The organism is Streptomyces sp. NPDC002564 (assembly GCF_042889645.1).
In the GTDB taxonomy this organism is placed as follows: Bacteria; Actinomycetota; Actinomycetes; order Streptomycetales; family Streptomycetaceae; genus Streptomyces.
On sequence record NZ_JBIARE010000010.1, the window covers coordinates 82167 to 104579 of the forward strand.

Annotated in this window: 18 protein-coding genes; 11 read left to right on the forward strand and 7 right to left on the reverse strand. The window is 70.8% G+C overall.

The genetic code is table 11. The features are described 5' to 3' along the window. Positions 1–10: 10 nt before the first annotated feature. The 3 genes from ACFYXE_RS29895 to ACFYXE_RS29905 all read right to left on the reverse strand — a co-directional run bounded on the left by ACFYXE_RS29895 (position 11) and on the right by ACFYXE_RS29905 (position 3479). Positions 11–1468, reverse strand: a complete 1458-nt coding sequence (locus ACFYXE_RS29895; RefSeq protein ID WP_361181132.1) for a catalase — start codon at positions 1466–1468, stop codon at positions 11–13. A gap of 236 nt (positions 1469–1704) precedes the next feature. Then, on the reverse strand, positions 1705–2595 hold the full coding sequence (locus tag ACFYXE_RS29900; RefSeq protein WP_361181131.1) for a 2-hydroxy-3-oxopropionate reductase: 891 nt from the start codon (positions 2593–2595) through the stop codon (positions 1705–1707). A 44-nt stretch (positions 2596–2639) separates the two neighbouring features. After that, positions 2640–3479: a TIM barrel protein gene (locus ACFYXE_RS29905; RefSeq protein ID WP_389317835.1), complete on the reverse strand. Its 840-nt coding sequence runs from the start codon at positions 3477–3479 to the stop codon at positions 2640–2642. A 126-nt stretch (positions 3480–3605) separates the two neighbouring features. On the opposite strand from ACFYXE_RS29905, the gene ACFYXE_RS29910 reads away from it, so the two are divergent. The 8 genes from ACFYXE_RS29910 (at position 3606) to ACFYXE_RS29945 (ending at position 11021) form a co-directional block, all read left to right on the forward strand. After that, on the forward strand, positions 3606–3884 hold the full coding sequence (locus tag ACFYXE_RS29910; RefSeq protein ID WP_361181129.1) for a hypothetical protein: 279 nt from the start codon (positions 3606–3608) through the stop codon (positions 3882–3884). Further along, complete coding sequence (locus tag ACFYXE_RS29915) at positions 3881–4258, forward strand: helix-turn-helix domain-containing protein (protein ID WP_389317839.1); 378 nt, start codon at positions 3881–3883, stop codon at positions 4256–4258. The genes ACFYXE_RS29910 and ACFYXE_RS29915 overlap by 4 nt, the downstream gene beginning before the upstream one ends. A gap of 194 nt (positions 4259–4452) precedes the next feature. Then, the gene (gene uraD, locus ACFYXE_RS29920; RefSeq protein WP_389317842.1) at positions 4453–4971 is read left to right on the forward strand and encodes a 2-oxo-4-hydroxy-4-carboxy-5-ureidoimidazoline decarboxylase; all 519 of its coding nucleotides are present in this window, start codon (positions 4453–4455) and stop codon (positions 4969–4971) included. Beyond that, positions 4968–5384: a hydroxyisourate hydrolase gene (gene uraH, locus ACFYXE_RS29925; protein WP_389317845.1), complete on the forward strand. Its 417-nt coding sequence runs from the start codon at positions 4968–4970 to the stop codon at positions 5382–5384. Before uraD ends, uraH begins: the two co-directional genes overlap by 4 nt. Before the next feature lie 5 nt (positions 5385–5389). Beyond that, on the forward strand, positions 5390–6322 hold the full coding sequence (gene pucL, locus ACFYXE_RS29930) for a factor-independent urate hydroxylase (RefSeq protein WP_361181125.1): 933 nt from the start codon (positions 5390–5392) through the stop codon (positions 6320–6322). A gap of 64 nt (positions 6323–6386) precedes the next feature. Beyond that, a complete protein-coding gene (locus tag ACFYXE_RS29935) occupies positions 6387–7808 on the forward strand; it encodes a nucleobase:cation symporter-2 family protein (protein WP_389317849.1) in 1422 nt (473 codons plus the stop codon). Between the two features lie 74 nt (positions 7809–7882). Next, on the forward strand, positions 7883–9283 hold the full coding sequence (locus ACFYXE_RS29940) for an 8-oxoguanine deaminase (RefSeq protein WP_389317852.1): 1401 nt from the start codon (positions 7883–7885) through the stop codon (positions 9281–9283). 334 nt (positions 9284–9617) lie between these two features. After that, a complete protein-coding gene (locus ACFYXE_RS29945) occupies positions 9618–11021 on the forward strand; it encodes a nucleobase:cation symporter-2 family protein (protein WP_389318182.1) in 1404 nt (467 codons plus the stop codon). Positions 11022–11082: 61 nt separating this feature from the next. Here ACFYXE_RS29945 and ACFYXE_RS29950 read toward each other — a convergent pair whose 3' ends face one another. Continuing rightward, complete coding sequence (locus ACFYXE_RS29950) at positions 11083–12012, reverse strand: hypothetical protein (protein WP_389317855.1); 930 nt, start codon at positions 12010–12012, stop codon at positions 11083–11085. A 296-nt stretch (positions 12013–12308) separates the two neighbouring features. Between ACFYXE_RS29950 and ACFYXE_RS29955 the strand changes: the two genes are divergently transcribed. Then, the gene (locus ACFYXE_RS29955; protein ID WP_389317858.1) at positions 12309–13697 is read left to right on the forward strand and encodes a nucleobase:cation symporter-2 family protein; all 1389 of its coding nucleotides are present in this window, start codon (positions 12309–12311) and stop codon (positions 13695–13697) included. Here the strand turns inward: ACFYXE_RS29955 and ACFYXE_RS29960 are convergent. Next, on the reverse strand, positions 13687–17238 hold the full coding sequence (locus ACFYXE_RS29960) for an NB-ARC domain-containing protein (RefSeq protein ID WP_389317861.1): 3552 nt from the start codon (positions 17236–17238) through the stop codon (positions 13687–13689). The genes ACFYXE_RS29955 and ACFYXE_RS29960 overlap by 11 nt on opposite strands. Before the next feature lie 272 nt (positions 17239–17510). Between ACFYXE_RS29960 and ACFYXE_RS29965 the strand changes: the two genes are divergently transcribed. Next, positions 17511–17978, forward strand: coding sequence for an SgcJ/EcaC family oxidoreductase (locus tag ACFYXE_RS29965; RefSeq protein WP_389317864.1), 468 nt, complete (start codon positions 17511–17513; stop codon positions 17976–17978). Positions 17979–18056: 78 nt separating this feature from the next. On the opposite strand, the gene ACFYXE_RS29970 is transcribed toward ACFYXE_RS29965, so the two are convergent. Together ACFYXE_RS29970 and ACFYXE_RS29975 are read right to left on the reverse strand one after the other, a co-directional pair. Continuing rightward, entirely contained in the window at positions 18057–18992 is a 936-nt protein-coding gene (locus tag ACFYXE_RS29970) for a hypothetical protein (protein ID WP_389317867.1), read from the reverse strand. A 193-nt stretch (positions 18993–19185) separates the two neighbouring features. After that, complete coding sequence (locus ACFYXE_RS29975; RefSeq protein ID WP_389318184.1) at positions 19186–20055, reverse strand: chitosanase; 870 nt, start codon at positions 20053–20055, stop codon at positions 19186–19188. 432 nt (positions 20056–20487) lie between these two features. Between ACFYXE_RS29975 and ACFYXE_RS29980 the strand changes: the two genes are divergently transcribed. Then, entirely contained in the window at positions 20488–22335 is a 1848-nt protein-coding gene (locus tag ACFYXE_RS29980) for an alpha-L-fucosidase (RefSeq protein ID WP_389317870.1), read from the forward strand. Positions 22336–22413: the final 78 nt, after the last annotated feature.

Consider the following 22413-nt stretch of genomic DNA (forward strand, 5'->3'; position numbering starts at 1 on the left):
ACTCGCTCGCTCAGTCCTCGCGCAGGGCGCGGACGGCCTTCTCGACGCGCTTGCCGTAGTCGGCGTCGGCGGCGTGGAAGTGGGCGAGGTTCTTCTCGATGACGTCGTCGCGGGAGACCTGCGAGAGGCCACCGGCGATGTTCGCCACCAGACGGGACTTCTCGTCCTCCGACATCAGGCGGTACAGCTCGCCCGCCTGGAAGAAGTCGTCGTCCTTGGTGTGGGCGGGAGCCTCGTGCGTGCCGGTGTAGCCGTTGACGGCGAGCGGTGCGGACAGCGGCTGGCCGGTCTCGGCCGGGCCGTCGTACGAGTTGGGCTCGTAGTTCTTGCGGTCGCGGCCGTAGGCGTTGGACGCCATCAGGCCGTCGCGGCCGTAGTTGTCGGCCTTCGTCGCCTTGGGGGCGTTCACCGCGAGCTGGGTGTGGTTGACGCCCAGGCGGTAGCGGTGCGCGTCCGCGTAGGCGAACAGGCGGCCCTGGAGCATCTTGTCGGGGGAGGGGCCGATACCCGGAACGAAGTTGTTCGGGGAGAAGGCGGCCTGCTCGACCTCGGCGAAGACGTTGTCCGGGTTGCGGTCGAGGACCAGACGGCCCACGCGCTGCAGCGGGTAGTCCTTGTGCGGCCACACCTTGGTGAGGTCGAACGGGTTGAAGCGGTACTCGGCCGCCTCCGCCGCCGGCATGATCTGCACGTGCAGCGTCCAGGACGGGTTCACGCCGCGCTCGATGGCCTGCAGCAGGTCCGTCTGGTGCGAGTTCGGGTCCTTGCCCGCGAGCTCGGCGCCCTGCTCGGCGGAGAGGCTGCGGACGCCCTGGTTCGTCTTGAAGTGGTACTTGACGAAGAAGGCCTCGCCCTGCGCGTTCGTCCACTGGTAGGTGTGCGAGCCGTAGCCGTTCATGTGGCGGTACGAGGCGGGGATGCCGCGGTCGCCCATGAGCCAGGTGACCTGGTGCGTGGCCTCGGGGGCGTGCGCCCAGAAGTCCCAGACGTTGTCCGGCTCCTGCTTGCCCGTGAAGGGGTCGCGCTTCTGGGAGTGGATGAAGTCGGGGAACTTCAGCGGGTCCTTGATGAAGAACACCGGCGTGTTGTTGCCGACGAGGTCGTAGTTGCCGTCCTCGGTGTAGAACTTCAGCGCGAAGCCGCGCGGGTCACGGACCGCGTCCGCGCCACCGAGGTTGTCCGCCACGGTCGAGAAGCGCAGGAAGACCTCGGTGCGCTTGCCGATCTCGCTGAGGAAGTCGGCGTGGGTGAAGCCGGTGACGTCGTCGGTCACCTCGAAGTGGCCGTAGGCGCCGGAACCGCGGGCGTGCACGACGCGCTCCGGGATGCGCTCACGGTTGAAGCGGGCCAGCTTCTCCAGGAGGTGCTGGTCCTGGAGCAGGATCGGGCCACCGACGCCGGCGGTGGCGGAGTTCTGATTGTCGGCGACGGGGGCGCCGGACTCGGTCGTGAGCACACGCTTCGACATGGTGGCGGGGTTGACCTTCCGTACGGAACTGCTTCAACTGCTGACGGTGTTCGGGAGCGTATGGACCCCTGAGCAGCTACGTCAACAGTTTGTTGAAGTTTTTGGGTGGGCCTTGGTGCGGCGGGTGGAGCAGTGGGTGTTCCGGGCCGTGGCGGCGCCTGGGCGCGACAGGACAGGTGTCAGCGACGCCACGGCCCGGAAGTCTGGGGGCCCCGGAAGGGGGGCCGGGGGAGGTCTTAGACCTCGGAGCCCGAGAGGCGCTCGACGGAGCGCAGCAGGGCGGAGTGGTCGAGGCCGCCGTCGCCCTGGGCGCGCAGCGAGGCGACGAGCTGGGCGACGACGCCGCCGACCGGAAGGGCCGCGCCCACGTTGCGGGCGGCGTCGGTGACGATGCCCATGTCCTTGTGGTGCAGGTCGATCCGGAAGCCGGGCTTGAAGTCGCGGTTCAGGAAGTTGTCCTTCTTGCGCGTCAGGACGGTCGAGCCCGCGAGGCCGCCGTTCAGGACGTCGAGCGCGGCCTTCAGGTCCACGCCGGACTTCTCCAGGAAGACCACGGCCTCGGCGCACGCCTGGATGTTCACGGCGACGATGAGCTGGTTGGCGGCCTTGACGGTCTGGCCCGAGCCGTGCGGACCGCACAGCACGATGGTCTTGCCCAGGGCGTCCAGGAGCGGCTTGGCCTCGTCGAAGTCGGCCTGCTCACCGCCGACCATGATGGAGAGCACGGCCTCGATGGCACCGGCCTCGCCACCCGAGACGGGGGCGTCCAGGACGCGCAGGCCCTTCTCCTTGGCGGCCTTGGCCAGGTCCACCGAGGTCTGCGGGGTGATCGACGACATGTCGACGATCAGCGCGCCGGACTTCGCGTTCTCCAGGATGCCGTCAGGACCGTACGCGATGGCCTCGACCTGCGGGGAGGCCGGCACCATCGTCACGACGACGTCGGCGTCCTTGACGGCCTCGGCGATGGACTTCGCGGCGGTGCCGCCGGCCGCGGCCAGGCGGTCCAGCTTGTCCTGCTCCAGGGTGAAGCCGGTGACGGAGTAACCCGCCTTGATCAGGTTCTCGGACATGGGGGAGCCCATGATGCCGAGGCCGATCCACGCGATCTTGGGAAGGTTGCTCATGCGGGTGCCTCTCTAACTGCTGTCGTACGTCGGTGAGTTGGCGCTCAGCGCGCGGCGCGGGCCTCGGCCGGCAGCCAGTCGAAGGACTCGGCGCTCGGGCGGTCGCCGGCCTTGTACTCCAGGCCGACCCAGCCCTCGTAGCCGACCTTCTTGAGCTGGTCGAGAAGGCCCTCGAGGGGGAGCGAGCCGGTGCCGGGGGCGCCGCGGCCGGGGTTGTCCGCGATCTGCACGTGGCCGGTCCTGTCGGCGTACTGCTCGATGACCGACGGCAGGTCCTCGCCGTTCATGGACAGGTGGTACAGGTCCATGAGGAACTTGGCGTTGCCGAGGCCGGTGGCCGCGTTCACCTTGTCCACGATCTCGACGGCCTTGGGCGCGCTCACGATCGGGCAGAGCGGCGACTCGGGCTTGTTCAGCGCCTCGATCAGCAGGATCGCGCCGACGCGGTCGGCCTCGCGGGCGGCGAGCACCAGGTTCTCCAGGGCGAGCTCGTCCTGGACGGCCGGGTCCACGCCCTCGACGCGGTTGCCGTACAGCGCGTTCAGCGCCGTGCAGCCGAGGGACTGCGCGAAGTCCGCCGCCACCGCGAGGTTCGCGCGGAACTTCGCGCTCTCCTCACCGGGGATCGACAGGGCGCCGCGGTCCGGGCCCGGCAGCTGGCCGGCGTAGAAGTTCAGCCCCACCAGCTGGACGCCCGCGTCCTCGATCGCCTTCTTCAGGGCGTCGAGCTCGGACTGCTCGGGGGTGGGGGCGTCGACCCAGGGCCACCACAGCTCGACCGCGCTGAAGCCGGCCTTCGCGGCGGCCGCGGGGCGCTCCAGGAGCGGGAGCTCGGTGAAGAGGATCGACAGGTTCACATTGAAGCGCTGGTCGGAGTATCCCATGGGGCTTCCGCGCTCCTTCCGTATTGCGGAAGTTCATTTCTGCTTGATGGAAGACTGCCTCCGATCTGCGGAAGCTGTCAAGAGGGGGCTGCCGAAAAATCGAGCCACGGCATTAGGTTGTGGGGCGTGCGATTGAGAGTGGAGTTCACGACCGAACCCTTCGATCTCGACGAGGCCCCGGCGCATGCGCTCGTGGCCCGTGAGGTCATTCAGGGGGCCCCGCTGGACACCGTGGACGTAGGTCCGTTCGGCAATACGGCCGAGGGCGACGTCGACGCGGTGCTGACTGCCGTCGACGCGATGCTGCGCCGGTCCCTGGGCGCGGGCGCCACCCGCGTCTCGCTCCAGGTCAACGTGATCGGTGAGCCGGGCGGGCCGGCGGCCGAGGGGGAGGCGGATAAGTGACCGGTTTCGGGGACGACCCCTTCGTCACGGCGGTCAAGCCGCTGGTGGACGCGATGGGCGGCGAGATGATGCCGCCGGACCAGGCCGGCGCCGACGACGTCGTCCTGGCCTGGGAGGGCGAGGACGTGGTGGCCGTACGGCTGCCGCAGCTCGCCGACTCCCTGGACCACATCCTGATCGCCCTGGAGCGCAAGCAGGGGCGGCCCCTCTCGGAGCTGGACCGCAAGGCGAAACAGGAGGTCGTGCGCATACTGGAGGCCCGCGGGGCGTTCTCCGTCCGGCACGGCGTCGAGACGGTGGCGGGCGCCCTGGGAGTCTCCCGTTTCACCGTGTACAACTACCTGAACAGGGAGAACGCCGCCAAGGGCGAGTAGCCCCGCGCCGGAATCCCCCGCCCGATCCGTCACTCTGCGCGGCCGAGCCGTCACCCGTATCGCGGGTGGCGGCTTCTTTGTTCAAGTTATTTCAACAAACTGTTGACGCGGTGTTGTTGAAGGTCTTAGCTGTTCCGCAGCCCGTCCAGCACAAGGCCACGGAGGCTCCCGTGACGTCGAGTACACAGCGTTCCGTGGGGGAGCCCCCCACGCCCCCCGCGGGGCTGACCCGGTTCAACGCCTTGGCGGAGTCCGCGGCCACCGCCGCACTCCACGAGGCCTGCGCCTCTTCGGCCTGGGGGAGCAAGCTGCTCTCCCGGCGCCCCTACGCCACCGCCGAAGCCCTCTTCGCCGCGAGCGACGCCGCCATGGCCGAGCTCGGCGCCGAGGACCTGGCCGAAGCGATGGCCGGGCACCCGCCGATCGGCCGCCCGAAGCCCGGGGACCCGACCTCGTCCCGCGAACAGCGGGGCATGGCCGGCGCCTCCGAGGAACTGAAGACCGAGATGCTCGAACTCAACCTGGCCTACCAGGACAAGTTCGGTCACGTCTTCCTGATCTGCGCCACCGGTCGCACCGGCGAGCAGATGCGGGACGCGGTCAAGGAACGGATCGGAAACTCGCCCGAACAGGAGCGGGAGATCGTCCGCACCGAACTGGGCAAGATCAACCGCATCCGCCTGACCCGCCTCCTGGAGGACGAGACCGCATGAGCACGGAAACGACCGCCTCGGTGTCCACGCACATCCTGGACACCAGCGTCGGACGCCCCGCTGAGGGCGTCACCATCTCCCTGTCGGCCCGCAGTGGCTCCGGCGCGGAGTGGCAGGCGCTCGGCGGCAGCGCGACCGACGCGGACGGGCGCTGCAAGGACCTGCCGGCGCTGCCGGAGGGGACCACGCACGTACGCCTCGACTTCGAGACCGAGGCGTACTTCCTGACCAAGCAGAACAAGCAGAACAAGCAAGCCGAGGCGCAGCAGGACGCCCCCGCGAATCGGGACAGCGGCACGACCGGAGCGTTCTTCCCGGAGGTGGCGATCACGTTCGCCGTCACGCCGGGCGAGCACTACCACGTGCCGTTGCTGCTCAACCCGTTCGGCTACTCCGTTTACCGAGGGAGCTAGCAGACATGCCCACCATTCTGGGACAGAACCAGTACGGCAAGGCTGAGAACCGGGTCGTAAAGATCACGCGGGACGGCGACACCCATCACATCAAGGACCTGAACGTCTCCGTCGCCCTCTCCGGCGACCTGGACGACGTCCACTACAACGGCTCGAACGCCAACTGCCTGCCGACGGACACCACGAAGAACACCTGCTTCGCGTTCGCCAAGGAATACGGCATCGAGTCCGCCGAGCAGTACGGCATCCACCTCGCCCGCCACTTCGTGGACAGCCAGCCCTCGATCCACCGCGCGCGGATCCGTATCGAGGAGTACTCCTGGGAGCGCATCGGCGGCTCCGACAGCAACTCCAAGTTCATCGGTGCCGACGAGGTCAAGCACTCCTTCGTCCGCAAGGGCCAGGAGACGCGGCTCGCCCAGATCACCTATGACGGCGAGAACTTCGAGGTCCTCTCGGGTCTGAAGGACCTGACCGTGATGAACTCCACGAACTCCGAGTTCTGGGGCTACATCAAGGACAAGTACACGACCCTCCAGGAAGACTACGACCGCATCCTCGCCACCTCCCTGTCCACCTGGTGGCGGCACAACTGGACCAGCGACGAGCAGCGCATGCCGAGCTGGGAGCGTTCGTACGAGCAGTCCAAGAAGCACATCCTGCACGCCTTCGTGGAGACCTACTCGCTCTCCCTCCAGCAGACGCTGTACCAGATGGGTTCGCGGGTCATCAACAACCGCAGCGAGATCGACGAGATCCGCTTCTCCGCGCCCAACAAGCACCACTTCCGCCAGGACCTCTCGCCCTTCGGCCTCGACAACGCGGCCAAGGACGGCGCGGTCTACTACGCGGCCGACCGCCCCTACGGCCTCATCGAGGCCACGATCCTGCGGGACGGCGTCGAGCCGAAGATCCCGGTCGACATGACCAACCTCTGATTCGGGACGCGCGCCCCCGCCTCACCGCAGTGGGCGGGGGCGCGCCACACCGGAGGGAACAGCAATGGCACAGCAGCCTGCAACGGGGCCGGCAGAAGGCCCATGTTCCACCCCATCGGAGACAGCCGACGGCACGTCAGCAGCCGCCTGTCACCCGGTGGACGAGAAGCTTCACCCCTCGCGACTGGTCCCCGCCGCGCTCCAGCACATCGCCGCCATGTACGCGGGTGTCGTCACCCCTCCGCTCATCATCGGCCAGGCCTGCGGCCTGGACACCGTGGCCCAGACCCGGCTGATCGCCGCCGGTCTCCTCATCGCCGGTCTCGCCACCATCCTGCAGACCCTCGGCGTCAAGGGCTTCGTCGGCAACCGCCTGCCGTTCGTGAACGCCGCCTCCTCGGCGGGCATCGCGCCCATCCTCGCCATCGCCGAGACCAACGCCAAGGGTGACCAACTCCCCGCGATCTACGGCGCGGTGATGGTCGCCGGCGTCTTCTGCCTCGCCGTGGGCCCCTTCTTCGGCAAGCTGCTCCGCTTCTTCCCGCCGCTGGTCACCGGCGTCGTCATCACCCTCATCGGCGTCACGCTGATGCCCGTGCCCGTGAAGTGGGCGCAGGGCGGGGACGACACGGACCCGACGTTCGGCGACATGAAGTACCTGGCGCTCGCCGCCTTCACGCTCGTCGTGATCCTCCTCTTCCAGCGCTTCGGACGCGGCTTCCTCAAGCAAGTCGCCCTGCTCGCGGGCATGTTCATCGGAACGCTCGCCGCGATCCCCTTCGGCATGGCGGACTTCACCTCCGTGCAGACCGCCCCGCTGGCCGCGCTGCCCACGCCCTTCGCCGCCGGAGCCCCGGTCTTCCAGCCCGCCGCGATCCTCTCGCTGTGCATCGTGATGCTGGTCCTGATGACCGAGTCCGCGGCCGGCATGCTCGCCCTCGGCGAGATCTGCGAGCGCAAGACCGACGGCAGGACCATCACCCGCGGCCTGCGCACCGACGGCATCGCCACCCTGGTCGGCCCCGTCTTCGGCGGCTTCCCGACCTCGGCCTTCGCCCAGAACGTCGGCGTGGTCTCGCTGACCCGGGTCCGCAGCCGCTACGTCGTCGCGGTCGCGGGCGGCGCGCTCATCGTGCTCGGCGCCTTCCCGGTGCTCGGCGCCGTCGTGAACGTGGTCCCCATGCCGGTCCTCGGCGGTGCGGGTATCGTCCTCTTCGGCTCGATCGCGGTCAGCGGCATCCGTACGCTCTCCGAGGCGGGCCTCGACGACAGCTCCAACATCATCCTGGTGGCCGTGTCGCTGGGAGCGGGCATCATCCCGCTCGCCGCTCCCACCTTCTACGCGGAGTTCCCCGCGTGGGCCCAGACCGTGCTCGGCTCCGGCATCAGCGCCGGTGCGCTCGTCGCGGTATCGCTCAATCTGTTCTTTCACCATCTCGGCACCCGTAGCAGCGCCAACGCGGCTGCGGCACTCAAATCTTCCTAGGGTCATGCCGTGCCCTCCCCCGGGCTCCGCGGGAGCAGGGGGGAACCCAACGCCACACACAGTGAGGAAGCACCATGGCAGCATCGGCAACCCCTGAAGGCGCCGTCGAGCGCATCGTCATCGAGAACGCCGCGATCGCCACGGTCGACGCCCAGGACACGGAGTACGCCTCCGGCCACGTCGTGGTCGCCGGCAACCGCATCGAGTCCATCGGCGCGGGCAAGGCCCCCGAGGGCCTGGAGAACGTCGTCCGCCGCGTCGACGCCACCGGCCACCTCGTCACGCCCGGCCTGGTCAACACGCACCACCACTTCTACCAGTGGATCACCCGGGGCCTGGCCACCGACCACAACCTGTTCAACTGGCTGGTGGCGCTGTACCCGACGTGGGCGCGCATCGACGAGCAGATGACCTACGCGGCCGCGCAGGGCTCCCTCGGCATGATGGCCCGCGGCGGCGTCACCACCGCCATGGACCACCACTACGTCTTCCCGCAGGGCTCCGGCGACCTGTCCGGCTCGATCATCCGCGCCGCCTCCGAGATGGGTGTCCGCTTCACGCTGGCCCGCGGCTCCATGGACCGCAGCGAGAAGGACGGCGGCCTGCCGCCGGACTTCGCCGTCGAGACCCTCGAGGGCGCGCTCGCCGCGACCGAGGAGACCGTCAAGAAGCACCACGACGCCTCCTTCGACGCGATGACGCAGGTGGCCGTCGCCCCCTGTTCGCCGTTCTCCGTCTCCACCGAACTCATGAAGCAGGGCGCCGAGTTGGCCCGCCGCCTGGGCGTGCGTCTGCACACCCACGGCAGTGAGACGGTCGAGGAGGAGAAGTTCTGCCACGAGCTGTTCGGCATGGGCCCGACCGACTACTTCGAGTCGACCGGCTGGCTCGGTGAGGACGTGTGGATGGCGCACTGCGTCCACATGAACGACTCCGACATCGCCGCCTTCGCCCGCACCGGCACCGGCGTCGCCCACTGCCCCTCCTCCAACGCCCGCCTCGCCGCCGGCATCGCCCGGGTCCCCGACATGCTCAAGGCGGGCGTACCCGTCGGCCTCGGCGTCGACGGCACCGCCTCCAACGAGTCCGGCGAACTGCACACCGAGCTGCGCAACGCCCTGCTGATCAACCGCCTCGGCGCCCACCGGGAAGCCGCCCTGAACGCCCGTCAGGCCCTGCGCCTCGGCACCTTCGGCGGCGCGCAGGTCCTGGGCCGCGGCACGCAGATCGGCTCCCTGGAGGCCGGCAAGCTCGCCGACCTGGTCCTCTGGAAGGTCGACGGCATCGGACACGCCTCGATCGCCGACCCGGTGACCGCCATCGTCTTCGGCGCGGCGGCCCCGGTCACGCTCTCCCTCGTCGACGGCAAGCCGGTCGTCGAGAACGGCCGCCTGCTGCACGCCGACGAGGACGCCATCGCCCGCGACACGCGGGACCAGGCACAGCGTCTCGCGCGGATCGCCGCCGAGGCCTGACCCAAGAACTCCGGTCGGGGGGGACGGCCCTTGACCGGACTTGAGCAGCCGAGCGGGCTGCTCAAGTGCCGCCCCGGAACGTGGCCCAAAGCTTCGCGTTCCCGGGGCGGTCAGTACTACCTGGGCGCATTTCCCACCGGACACACCGGTACTCCGTAGCACCACCCACAACTTCACATCGAGCAAGTCCTTGCACGACGCACCACCTCCCAGAAGCGAAAAGTGCCGGCGGCCCAGCCGGGACCGGAAAACAACCGGAGGAGCCACAGTGGCCACTCAGCCCAGGTTCACCAAGCAAGGCACCACCCCGGACCCAGAGACCGACGACGGGTCCATACGCGACGGCGGGGCCACCCACCCCGTCGACGAGAAGCTCCCCGCCCTGAAGATGGCGACGACCGGCCTCCAGCACGTCGCCGCCATGTACGCCGGAGTCGTCGCCCCGCCGCTCATCGTGGGCGCCGCGATCGGCCTCTCCGCCAAGGAACTCACCTTCCTCACCGGCGCCTGCCTCTTCACCGCCGGCCTCGCGACCTTCCTGCAGACCCTCGGCATCTGGAAGATCGGCGCCCGGCTGCCCTTCGTCAACGGCGTCACCTTCGCCGGTGTCGCGCCGATGATCGCGGTCGTCGACTCGACCGACAACAAGGACGACGCCCTGCCGATCATCTTCGGCGCGGTGATCGTGGCGGGCGTGCTCGGCTTCCTCGCCGCCCCGTTCTTCTCCAAGATGATCCGGTTCTTCCCGCCGGTCGTGACCGGCACCGTCATCACCCTCATCGGCATCTCGCTGATGCCGGTGGCCTTCGGCTGGGCGCAGGGTCCGGTTCCCGGCGCCGACGACTACGGCTCCATGAAGAACCTGGGCCTGGCGGGCATCACGCTCGTCATCGTCCTGCTGCTGCGCCGCTTCACCACCGGCTTCGTGAAGCAGATCGCCGTGCTGCTCGGCCTGGTCATCGGCACGCTCGTCGCGATCCCGTTCGGCGTCACGGACTTCGGCCCGGTCGGCGACGCGGACATCGTCGGCTTCCCGACGCCCTTCCACTTCGGCGCCCCGCAGTTCGCGGCCGCCGCGATCGTCTCCCTGTGCGTCGTCATGGTCGTCTCGATGACCGAGTCCACCGCGGACATGCTGGCCCTCGGCGAGATCGTCGGCCGGCCCGCCGACGAGAAGACCATCGCCGCCGGTCTGCGCGCCGACACCCTCGGCTCGGCGGTCAGCCCGCTCTTCAACGGCTTCATGTGCAGCGCCTTCGCGCAGAACATCGGCCTGGTCGCGATGACGAAGATCCGCAGCCGCTTCGTGGTCGCCGCGGGCGGCGGGTTCCTGGTCCTGATGGGCCTGTGCCCGATGGCCGCCTCGCTGATCGCGGTCGTGCCGCGCCCGGTGCTCGGCGGCGCGGGCGTCGTCCTGTTCGGCTCGGTCGCGGCGAGCGGCATCCAGACGCTGGTCAAGGCGAACCTGGAGCGGGACAACAACGTCCTGATCGTGGCCGTCTCGCTGGCCGTCGGCCTGATCCCCATCGCGGCGCCGGAGTTCTACCACGCCTTCCCGGAGACCGCGAAGATCATCCTGGACTCGGGCATCTCCACGGGCTGTGTGGCGGCCGTGCTCCTGAACCTGGTCTTCAACCACATCGGCAAGGGCGCCGGCGACGACGACGTCACCGCGCCGATGGAGCCGGGCGGTGAGATCGCCGAGACGCGGGTGCCGGGTCAGGCCGTCGCCCACTGATCCACCGGCCATGGCCCGGGTGGCCCCTCGCGCGGTCAGGTCCCGCGCGAGGGGCCACCGTTCATTCGCTGTCGATGTCCATCGCGTCACCCTGCGCGGCCCCGGCGCCACCGGCGGGGATGACCTTGAGGATCTTGCCGTCCTTGTCGCACAGCTCCGCGCGCAGGACGTGACCGGCCGTCATGCCCTTCCAGAAGATGACCTCCTGCTGCTGCGCGAAGGACGTGGTGCCCAGGGTGTCCACGAGGTCGATGCCGCCGGGCGCGCTGATCACGTAGCGGTAGCCGCTGCCGTCGGGCTGGCGCGCCCAGTCCGGCACGTATCCGCCGGGGGAGCGGGTGGTGCTGACGAATCCGGTCTTCTGCAGCAGCTTCTGGTAGTGCCGCAGGCTGGCGGGCAACTTGTCGTTCCAGGCCTCGAAACCCTTGCCGAGGATCTGGTCGGGCGTGCGCTTGTCCCACCGGTACAGAAGCTCGCTGTCCTTGCGGTACCGCAGCGGCGGGACGTCGCGCCCCTGCTTGCGGTCCTCCCGCATCGACTTCACCTTGCCGGGGTCGGGACCGTACGTGCTGTCCCCGAAGCCCACCGTCGGCTGCGGGGTCGGGGTGGTCTCGCGCGGGAACTTGTTCCGCTCGTCCATGAACGACGCGTAGTCGTACTCGCCCGCCTCCGAGTCGGTGCCGCCGTCCGAGATCTCCTCGGCGTCGGAGAAGTCCCGCGGGTCGACGTCCATCGCGTCCGGGCTCCGGCCGGGCGCGCGCTGCACGGTGGGCTCCGTGGCCTGCTGGTGGCCGCAGCCCGCGCCGTGCTGGTGCCGGTCCTGCCCCGCGGACCGGTCGGCCCGCAGCATCTGGACCACGGCGGCGTTGCCCGCGGCGCCCTGCAGCGCCAGGAGCCGCTGCATCGGGGTCTCGGCCTCGGCCGGGGCTCTGCGGCCCGCGGCCCGTGACGTCGCGGGGTCGTTCTTCCTGGCGTGCTCGTGTTCGCGCAACGGGGGGCTCCTCGGTGACAGAGGCACCCAGTCTTCCCGGTGGCCCCCGGCCGCGGCCAGAAGCCGAAGGGCAGTCCTGCGGTGGCCGAACGGGCAGGTGGGCGCGGCCGGGCCGGACGAGGCGGGTGGCCCAGAGGTCTTCCGCAGCCGGGGTGTGCTGACGTAACGTCGTGCCGCCGCCGACCGTATGGCGGAAGTTACTTTCCAGTCGGATACGTCGGTCCTGTTCCGCGTCTCATGAACTCCCACGGAACCGGGGCGACTTCCGGCGTCACGCAACGGAAGAAGCGCCACCCATGAGTTCTGAAGTGAAGTCCGCCGGCGCGCGTGCCGACGCCCCAGAGGTCCACCCGGTCGACGAGATCCTGCCGCCGGGCCGCATGCTCGTCGCCAGTCTCCAGCACGTCGCCTCCATGTACGCGGGCGCGGTCTCCGTCCCGCTCGTCGTGGCCGTCGCCGCGAAGATGTCGCCGGGCGACACGGCCGTACTCATGGGCGGCAGCCTCCTGATGGCGGGCATCGCCACGCTGCTGCAGACCCTCGGCATCGGCACCTTCATCGGCTCGCGCCTGCCCTTCGTCAACGGCGTCTCCTTCGCGGGCGTCGGCGTCATGCTGACGATCATCTCCACCCAGGGCGGCGTCGGGGCGGGCATGCCGGTCGTCTTCGGCGCGATCATCGTCTCCAGTCTCTTCGGATTCCTGGTCAGTTCGTACTTCTCCCGCCTCGTCCGGTTCTTCCCGCCCGTCGTCACCGGCTCGGTCATCACCCTGATCGGCGTCTCGCTCATCCCCGTCGCCTACGACTGGATCGTCGACGACTCGGCGTCCGGCACGCCCGAGCCCCGCAGCATCGGACTCGCGGGCGCCACCGTCCTCGTGATGCTCCTGCTGCAGCGGTTCACGCGCGGCTTCCTCAAGCAGATCAGCATGCTCGTCGCGATGATCATCGGCACCCTGCTCGCGATACCCATGGGCCTCGCCGACTTCTCCAAGCTGGACGGTGCCGACCTCGTCGGCATTCCCTCCCCGCTGCACTTCGGCGCCCCGCAGTTCAACCTGCCCGCGATCATCTCCATGTGCGTCGTGATGCTGGTGATCCTCACCGAGTCGACCGCCGACATGATCGCCCTCGGCAAGATCGTCGGGAAGGACGTCGACGAGCGGACCATCGCTGCCGGTCTGCGCGCCGACGCCCTCGGCTCCGCGCTCAGCCCGCTCTTCAACGCCTTCCACGCCAGCGCGTTCGCCCAGAACATCGGCCTGGTCGTGATCTCCAAGGTGCGCAGCCGCTTCGTCGTCGCGCTCAGCGGCGCCATCCTCGTCCTCCTCGGTCTGAGCCCCGCCGCCGCGGCCCTCATCTCCGCCGTCCCCATGCCGGTCCTCGCCGCCGTCAGCCTCTTCCTCTTCGGCTCGATCGCGGTCAGCGGCATCCAGACGCTGCTCCAGGCGGACCTGCACCGCGGCGACAACGCCCTCATCGTGGTCGTCACCCTCGGCGCGGGCCTCGCGCCCGCCCTCTCCGACGGCTTCTACGACGCGTTCCCCGCCTGGGCGCAGATCGTGCTCGGCTCCGGCATCTCGACCGGCTGCCTGCTCGCCGTCGCGCTCAACCTGGTCTTCAACCACCTCGGTACGAAGGACGGTTCACCGGCGGCCGACCCGGAACCGGTCGTCACGCACTGACACCGGGGCCGCCCCGGCGGAACGCGAAGCCGTACGCGCCCCGGGGTCCCCACGCGGTCAGGTCGTCCGTCCCCGCCCGCCAGGCGCAGGCGACCAAGGGGCTGTCGGTACGCATCATCGCGACGACGTCCCGGGACTCCCGGTCCCAGATCCGCAGCACGGACTCCTCGCTGATCGCGGCGAAGTGGACCCCGTCCGGGGCGACGGCCAGCCCGGTGACCGGCGCGGGCAGGCCGGTGAGGGTCGCCGTGCAGGTGTGCGCGGCCGCGTCCCACACCCGGATGGTCCGGTCCTCGGACGCGGTCAGGAGCCAGGTGCCGTCGGGCGCGACGGCGGCGGCGCTGAGGGGGGCGGTGTGCCCGGTGAGGGTGGCGGCGCGGGACGCGGTGGCGGTGACCCAGATCTTGAGGTTCCGGCCGTCCCCGGTGGTGAGCCACGATCCGTCCGGCGCGATGATCAGGGCGTCGGCGGGACCCACGTGGTCGCCGAGGGTGGCGAAACAGGTGTGGGTGCTCGCGCGCCAGAGTTTGGTGTTCCTGCGCTCGCTCGCCGTGGCGTACCAGGTCCCGTCCGGGGCGATGGCGGCGGCGGTGACGGGTTCGCCGACGGAGGCGCTCCGCGCCCGGTTGTTCGCGGCGCCCGGCATCCTGATCCTGCCGGAGTCGGATCCTCCGTAGACGATCCACCTTCTGTTCGGAGAGACGGCCATCGTCGACATGTCGTAGGGCAGCAGGTCGTCACTGGCCAGGGATGCCGCGCGTCGGCGGGTCGTCGTGTCCCAGAACTCGAAGGAGCCCTTCCACCAGTCGTCCGGGTCCCGGGAGACGGTGACCAAATGGGTTCCCCCTGGGGCGAAGGCGGCCGTCAGCCACCCCGGTGGGCTGGACAGGTCGGCTGCCTGGGTCTGGATCGCATTCCAGACACGCACGGTGCCGTCGAGGCTGGCACTGGCGAGCCAACTCCCGTCCGGCGCGATGGCCGTACCCGTGACGTCATCCGTGTGACCGGTGAGGACGACTGCGCAGACGTCCGCGTCTTCTTGTCTCTGCCATATCCGGACGGTTCGCCGGGGGTCCCCGGTCGTCATCCACGTGCCGTCCGGTGCGACGGCCAGCGCGTTGACACGGCCACCGTCCGATCGGGTCGAGTGGCTACCGTAGCTGGAAAAGCCACGGCTGGCCCCGCCCCGTCGCCACGTGCGCACGTTCTTGGTCAGGCCCGAGATGAGCCGCGCACCGTCCGGTGTGAAGGCCAGTGAGGCCACTGAGTCCGCAGTGCTGTTCGATCCGGTATGGAGGATCTGCACCGGACGGCCGCTCGGCATCGCCCACATCTGTACGTCCTCGCCACCGGTCGCGATCCACGCCCCGTCCGGGGAGACCGCAACTGCCCGGATGGCAAGGACGTGCCGACCTGAGAGGACCGTGGTGCAGACCCCGGTCCCGGCCGCCCAGACCCGGGCGGTCCGGTCCTCGGACGCGGTGACGAGCCAGGTGCTGTCGGGTGCGGCGGCGACCGCGCTGAGGGGGGCGCTGTGACCGGTCAGCGTCGCGGTGCAGGTGCCCGTCTCCACGTCCCAGATCCGGGCCGTCCCGTCGGCCGACGCCGTGGCGACCCACGTGCCGTCGGGGGCGACCGCGACCGCGGTGACCGGGCGGATGTGACCGGAGAGCGTCGCGGTGCAGGTCCCGGTGTCGGTGTCCCAGATCCGGGCGGTCCCGTCACCGCACCCGGTGACGAGCCACGCCCCGTCCGGGGCGACCGCGAGCGCGTGCACGGCGGAGGAGTGCACCAGCACGCGCTGCAGCGCGGGGTCGGACTGGTCGGGCGGCTCCCACCGGTTGACCAGCGCGGGGCAGCCGGTCCGCGCCTGCCGGGCCCGCGCCCGCGCCTGCGCCCGCCAGGCCGGCACCCCCTCGAGCCGGCTGTGCAGAACGGCGGTCAACGCATGCCCCGGATGCGTGGGCCGCAACAGGTGCGCCGCGCGGGACAGGCCGAGCGCCTTGGCCCTGGCCGTCTCCGTGGGGAGCCGGACCAGGTCGTTCCAGGGCGCGGACGCCCCGCGCTGGTGCAGGCGCGCCTCGGTCCAGCGCAGGTCGCCCGCGACCGCCTCGGCCGCGTCGAGGCGGTCGGCGGTCACCAGATGGGCGACCAAGTGGTCGAGCACGTAACCGTGTTCGGTGTCCCACCAGGCGACCGCGGGACCCGTGGTGTCGTCCGGGGGCAGGGGCTGTGCCGTCGGCAGCCCGGCGGCCACCGCGTCCACCAGGACGCCGTTCAGCGCCACGAGCCCGGCCGCCCCGATCTCCCGGCGCAGGTAGTCCCGGATGACGTCGTGCAGGATCAGGTGGCCGCCGTCCTCCGCGGTGAGGGTCAGCAGGGAGAACCCGGCCAGCACCCGGCACAGTTCCCGCGCCTGCGCCGGGGACGTCCGCGCCGTCGCCCGCCACAGCCGCGCCGCCAGCTCCACCGGCACGGCCTCGTCCTCGGCGAAGACGCCGAGCTCGGCGAAGCGCCGGGCGCCGCCGGACGGCAGCAGTTCGGTGGCGGCCTCCACCGTCGCCTTGACCGCCTTCCTGCGCTGCCTCGGGTCGTCGAGGTCGAGGAACCGCGCGGGGTCCGCGCCGACCGGACCCAGTTCCCGCAGGCGCCGCAGCACTCCGCGCGCCGCCGCGTCCGGACCGGCGCCGGTGGCCAGCTCCGCGGCGATGAGCCGGTTGGTCAGCCGCAGCAGCAGCGGCCACCGCCCGGTCGCCGCGAACAGCAGCTCGACCACGGGCCGGGGGAGCGCGGGCAGGTCCCAGGTGAGCACCGCGCGGGCCTGCTCGTCCGACATCGCGTCCACCCGGATCCGGGCCGCCCCCGGCGGCAGGATGCCGGGGATACGGGTCGTCACCAGGCGTACGCACCGCTGCCCGCCGACGAGGAACGGTTCGAGCTGCTCCTGTTCCCACACGTCGTCGAGGACCAGCAGGGTGCGGGGCCGCTGGTCGAGCAGCCGCCCCAGGTGGGCACCCGCGAGCACCGGGTCGTCGAACACCGCGGTGTCGCCCGTGATGAACCGGGTGGCCTCGGCGACCTTCGCCGCGATCGCCGCCCGGCTCCGCACCTCCCGCCCGACCGTCACCACGAAGACGCGCCCCCGGAAGAGCCGCCGCACCCGGGGGCTCGCGCAGGCCATGTCCGCCAGCGTCGTCTTCCCGAAGCCGCCCGCGCCCTCCAGCGCCGTGGTGATGCCGACCGTGCGGCGCCGGCGCCCGCACACCGCCGCGATCACCTCGGACGCCTCCCCGCGGTCGACCACCCAGTCCGGCACGGCACCGGCCGGGGGCGGCGGCGGGTCGCCCGCGGCGTCGACCTGGGCGAGCCGCTGCAGCACCAGGGAGAGCACCGCGCCGACCAGGGTCAGGGTCGCGCCCGACTCCCACGGGTACCGCCGCAGCACGTCCAGGGCGCCGGGCCACCGCTCCTCGCCCGACGCCTGGTTCGCCGCGAGGCCGAGCAGGGTCGCCACCACGGCCCCCGTGACCACCGATGCCACCGCTGCCGTCCTGCGCAGCCCCGTCCCCACTCGGCCCCCCACCAGTACTCCGGCATCAACTCCCGCCAGGAATCCCAAGTTGACCACAGGAAAGCCGTCCTGAGCAGGCGTCAGGGCAAGCCGTCGGGGCGCCGGCGGGCGCGGTGCCGCCCACGACGGCGAGCACGGTTGACCTCAAGTCCACTTGAGGCAGAAGAATCCCGGCCAGGAGCCGATCGATCCCGACCCGGCCCCTTTCCCGACCGCTCCCACGCACACCCAGGAGAACCGCCATGAGCGCCACGTCGACCACCGCCGCTGCCACCGCCGCCGCCCCGCTTGCCGGGAGCGCCGCCGACCTCGCCGCCATCCGCCAACTCGTCGCGGACGCCTCCGCGTTCCAGAACGACGTGGACCGTTTCATCCCCCTGCACACGGCCGACGCCACGGTGGTGAACTTCGGCGGGCGCCGGGTCGCCGGGCGGGACACGCTGGCCGGGGCGATGAGCCAGGCCCTCGCCTCACCGCTCGCCGACGTCGTCACCACGGTCGAGGTCGAGGACATCCGCTTCCTGCGTGCCGACGTCGCGATCGTGGCGAACATCAAGACAGTCTCCGACCGGAGAGCGCCGGACGCCGACGGCGAGCAGCCCGCACCGCTGCCCGCCACGGCGGGACGACTCACCTACGTCCTGGTCAAGGAAGAGGGCGAGAGCGGCTGGCGCATCGCCTCCGCCCAGACGACCCCGATCCTGTCCTGACACCCGGCGCCCGATCCCGGCCCGTCGTCGCCCGTCGCTCCTCTCGTCTCCGGCCCTGGCGGTGCCCCGTGGTGGGGCTCAGCAGATCGCGGACGCCCGCACCGCCCCGCCCGCGTTCTCGTCGTCGGTGCCGAGGAGTGCCGTCCGGGTGCCGGGCACGCACTCCACCGCCTCGATCTTGTGACCCGTGAACTTCCTTACGGAGACCGGTGACTTGGCGATGGACAGCCGGACCTCGCCGTCGCGGCCCACGGACACCGTGCCCGCGTCGGCGACCGCCGAGTCGAAGGGGCCGTCGTCGCCCGCGTCCGCCGCCGAGCCGATGAGCAGGCGGCCGTCGTCCGTGACGGTGATGTCGGAGGCGTGCCGGATCTCGCCCGAGGGGTAGGGCGCCCGGTAGTCGGCCGTGGTGACCGGGCCGAAGTCCGCCTCGTCGTACGTGTTGAAGGAGAACGGCGCGGCGTGCACGGCGGCGGGCCGGTCCTTGCCCGCGCCGCGGTCGGACCAGACCGCCGCCATCCGTCCGTGCGCGGAGGTCAGCGCGAAGCTCTCGTAGTCGTCGCCCTCGGCGATCGCGGGGAGCGGGGAGGTGTCGAGGACCTGGGTCTCGGAGCCGGTCACCTTCAGGTGGTAGACGAGGCCGCGGCTGGCCAGCGCCACGTACTCGTCGGAGGTGCCGGGCACCTTCTCGACGGCCTCCAGGTCGATCGGCTCGGCGCCGCCCGACCAGGCGAGCGGTTCGACGACCGCCGAACGGCCGGGCCGGTAGGTGAGGTCGGCGATCCGGTTCTCGCCGGGCTTCTTGTTGTCGCGTACGACGAGGGCGTGCGCCGCGCCCGCGGTGCGGCCGGCGAGGGCGAGCCCGCTGATGCCGGAGGTGATGCCGTCGCCGGCCTGCTGCCAGCCGTCGGGCGCCGCGCGGGTCGCGGGGGCCGCGGGAGCGGCGACGGTCGTGCCGCCGGAGGCGACGACCGCCGCGGTGGCGGCGGCGAGCACGGTCGTACGGAGGAACATGGATCTCTCACCTCTGTGCTGGTCTGTGCTGGTCTGTGCAGGAAGACGCGCGTAGACGAGGAGCTGGTCGCGTCCCGGGGAAGGCTGGCCGGGACGGTACCCATCTCTACAGGGGTGAGGCAAGAGGGGGGCGCAGGCGCGCGGGACGTCGGGGACGCCCCGCGCGGTGCGGTCGGCCGGGTGGGCCGGGGCGTCAGCCGATGTGGAACGACTCCCCGTAGACCTTCCAGTCCAGGGGCGTGTTGAGGCCGAGGTTGCCCTTCTTCAGGAAGACCCGCTGGGCGGTGTCGACCCGGCTGGTGTCCTCGTGGGCCTCCTCCTGCTTCATCGCCCAGACGCGCGCGTCGAGGAACGCGTTGAGGTACGTGACCTCGTTGCCGCCCTGGGCCGGGGGCTTGGCCGTGCGCAGCGCGCGCTGGCGGATGCCGCGGAAACCGGTGGGGTCGCCACCGTCGCCGTGCATGACGATCGCGTCGTAGTACGCGAACTGGCCGAGGATGCCGACGCCGTCCGCCTTGCCCTGCTGGACGGCCGGGTTGAAGTAGACGCGGTCCCGCTCGTCGTTCTGGGCCCGCTGGAACTCCGTGTCCCTGGCGGCCTTCGCCCAGTCCTTGGTGAAGTTCGGGTCGAGGCCGTCGTGCGAGTCGCTGCCGTCCACCCGGCGCAGGGCGGGCAGGTACGTGGCGAGGACGTTGCCCGGCTTGCGCTGCGTGTAGAGCTCGACGAGGTCGAGCATGTCGCCGGTGCCGGAACAGAAGCCGATGATGCCCGCGGTGTAGCCGCGGCCGTCGTCGATGTCCTCGATGTAGCCGTACTGCTTCTTCCAGTCGAGGGAGGAGTTCTCCGCGCTGCAGACGATCTGCATCGCGATCTCCTTCTTCGCCGGGTCGTCGAGTCCGCCGGCCGCGAGCGGGCCGGGGAGCGGGGCCGCGCCCGCCGACGGGGTGGTGAGCAGCGGGCCCGCCACGGCCGCCGCGCCCAGGAAGGCGAGCAGCGTGCGCCGGGAGGTGAGGGTGCGGGGGAGTTCGGTGGTGCGGGGGGTGTCAGTGGTGCGCGGGCGTATGTGGGGGGTCTCCACGGGGGCCTCCAAATGGGGGTGCAGATGGGGGAGTTCGACGTTCCGCGTTCTGTTAGGAAGGTTTCCTACCAGAGATTCGGCGTGACGTATACCCGTCAAGTCGCTTAAGGCGTAAGGCGCTTGGCGCCGCGCCGCGCCGCGCCGCGCGGCGGGTGCGGGTGCGGGCGCGGGCGCGGGCGCGAGCATGGGTGGCGGGTGGCCGCCCGCCGTGCCGACCACTCGGCGGCCGTCGACGATGCCTCACCGGTCATCTCGCCAGTCATCGGATTGATGTCATCGGATCGATGTCATCGGATCAGTGGGGGTATATGCGCCGAACCGACCGCCCTGCGGCGGGAGTTGGGCCCATTGACATCCGATGTATTCACTCCTACGTTCCCGTGCGACCCCCAACCCAGGGAACCCGGGAGCCGCCCCATGCGCCACAGAGCCACTGGACTCGCCCTGCTCCTCGCCGCCGCCCTCGCGGCCACGGCCGTCCCCGCGACCGTCGCGACCGCCGCCCCGGCCGCCCCCGCCGACGCCCCGGCCGCGCGGCCCCCGCACGCCGCCGGACCGGGCACGGACCACGCCGCCGACGACCCGTTCACCGCGGACCGCACCAACTGGTTCCGCCAGGACCGCTTCGGCATGTTCATCCACTTCGGCGCCTACTCGAACCTGGAGGGCGAGTACCGCCGCCCCGACGGCACCACCTGCCGCGACGCCGAGTGGATCAAGCGGCAGTGCGACATCCCCATGGACGCGTACGAGAAGCAGGCGCAGAACTTCAACCCCGCCGACTTCGATGCGAAGGCCGTCGTCAAGGCCGCCGAGGACGCCGGGATGCGCTACATCGTCATCACGTCCAAGCACCACGAGGGCTACGCGATGTGGCCGACGAAGGTCAACGACTGGAACCTGCGCGACCACTCCTCCTTCGACAAGGACCGCGACATCCTCGCCGAGCTGAAGAAGGCGTCCGACGACGCGGGCATCGAGCTCGGCTTCTACTACTCGATCTGGGACTGGCACGACAAGGACTTCGCGGACCCGGCGACCTTCCCCGCGTACGAGAAGCGCATGTACGCCCAGCTCAAGGAGCTCGTCGACACCTACGACCCCGCGCTGCTGTGGTTCGACGGCGAGTGGGACACCGACAACCCGCACAACCCCTGGACGGCCGAGCACGGCGAGCGCCTGGAGGCCTATCTGCGCGGCCTCGACCCCGGCCTGGTCATCAACAACCGCGTGGGCAAGCGCCGCGTCGTCGACGGCGACTACGGCACCCCGGAGCAGGAGATCCCCGGCGCCCCCGTGGACGGCCAGCTCTGGGAGTCCTGCATGACCCTCAACGGCCACTGGGGCTACGCCCGCTACGACCAGGACTGGAAGTCGGCGCAGACCCTCACCCGCAACCTCCTCGCCACCACCTCCCGCAGCGGCAACTATCTCCTGAACGTCGGCCCCGACGCCCGCGGCCGCATCCCGCAGCCCTCCGTCGACCGGCTCCGGCAGATGGGCGACTGGCTGCGCGAGGACGGCCAGGGCCAGGCGGTCTTCGGCGCCCGCTACGCCGGTCTCGTCGAGGAACCGTCCTGGGGTTCGGTCAGCCGCAAGGGCGACACGCTGTACGCGGCGGTCACGCGCTGGCCCGCGCCGGGCGCCGCCCTGCACCTGACGGCGCGCACCGCCTTCACGGTGCGGTCGGCCCGTGTCCTCGGCAGCGACCAGAAGGTGACCGTCACCACGGCGGGCGACGGCTTCGACGTCAGGCCGGCCGGCGCGGCGACCGACGACACGGCCACCGTGATCCAGCTCGCGGTCGACCCGGGCCCGACCGCCCGGCCGGGCACCGGCACGGGCCTCAAGCAGGAGATCTTCGACAACGCGACCCTGACGGGCACCCCGAGGATCACCCGCACCGACGCCACCCTGAACCACGCCTGGAAGTACACGGGCTCCCCGGCCGCCTCGATCCCCGCCGACCGCTTCAGCATCCGCTGGACGGGCACGGTCGAACCGCGCCGCACCGAGACCTACACCCTGACCACCGTGTCCGACGACATGGCCCGCGTATGGATCGACGGCAAGCTCGTGATCGACTCCTGGACCCCGCACGAGCCCAGGCTCGACAAGGCGCGGGTGGCGCTCACCGCGGGCAGGCGCCACACCGTCCGGGTCGAGTACGCCGAGCAGACCGGTGAGGCCCACCTGAAGCTGCTGTGGTCCGCCCCCGGCCAGGAGCAGCAGGTCATTCCAAGGTCACAGCTGCACACGCGCTGAGATTCACATGGTCATACGAGTTTGGAGCCGCATTTTCTGGTGAAAAGGGCCCCAAGTCCTTGATCCCAGGGACTTGGG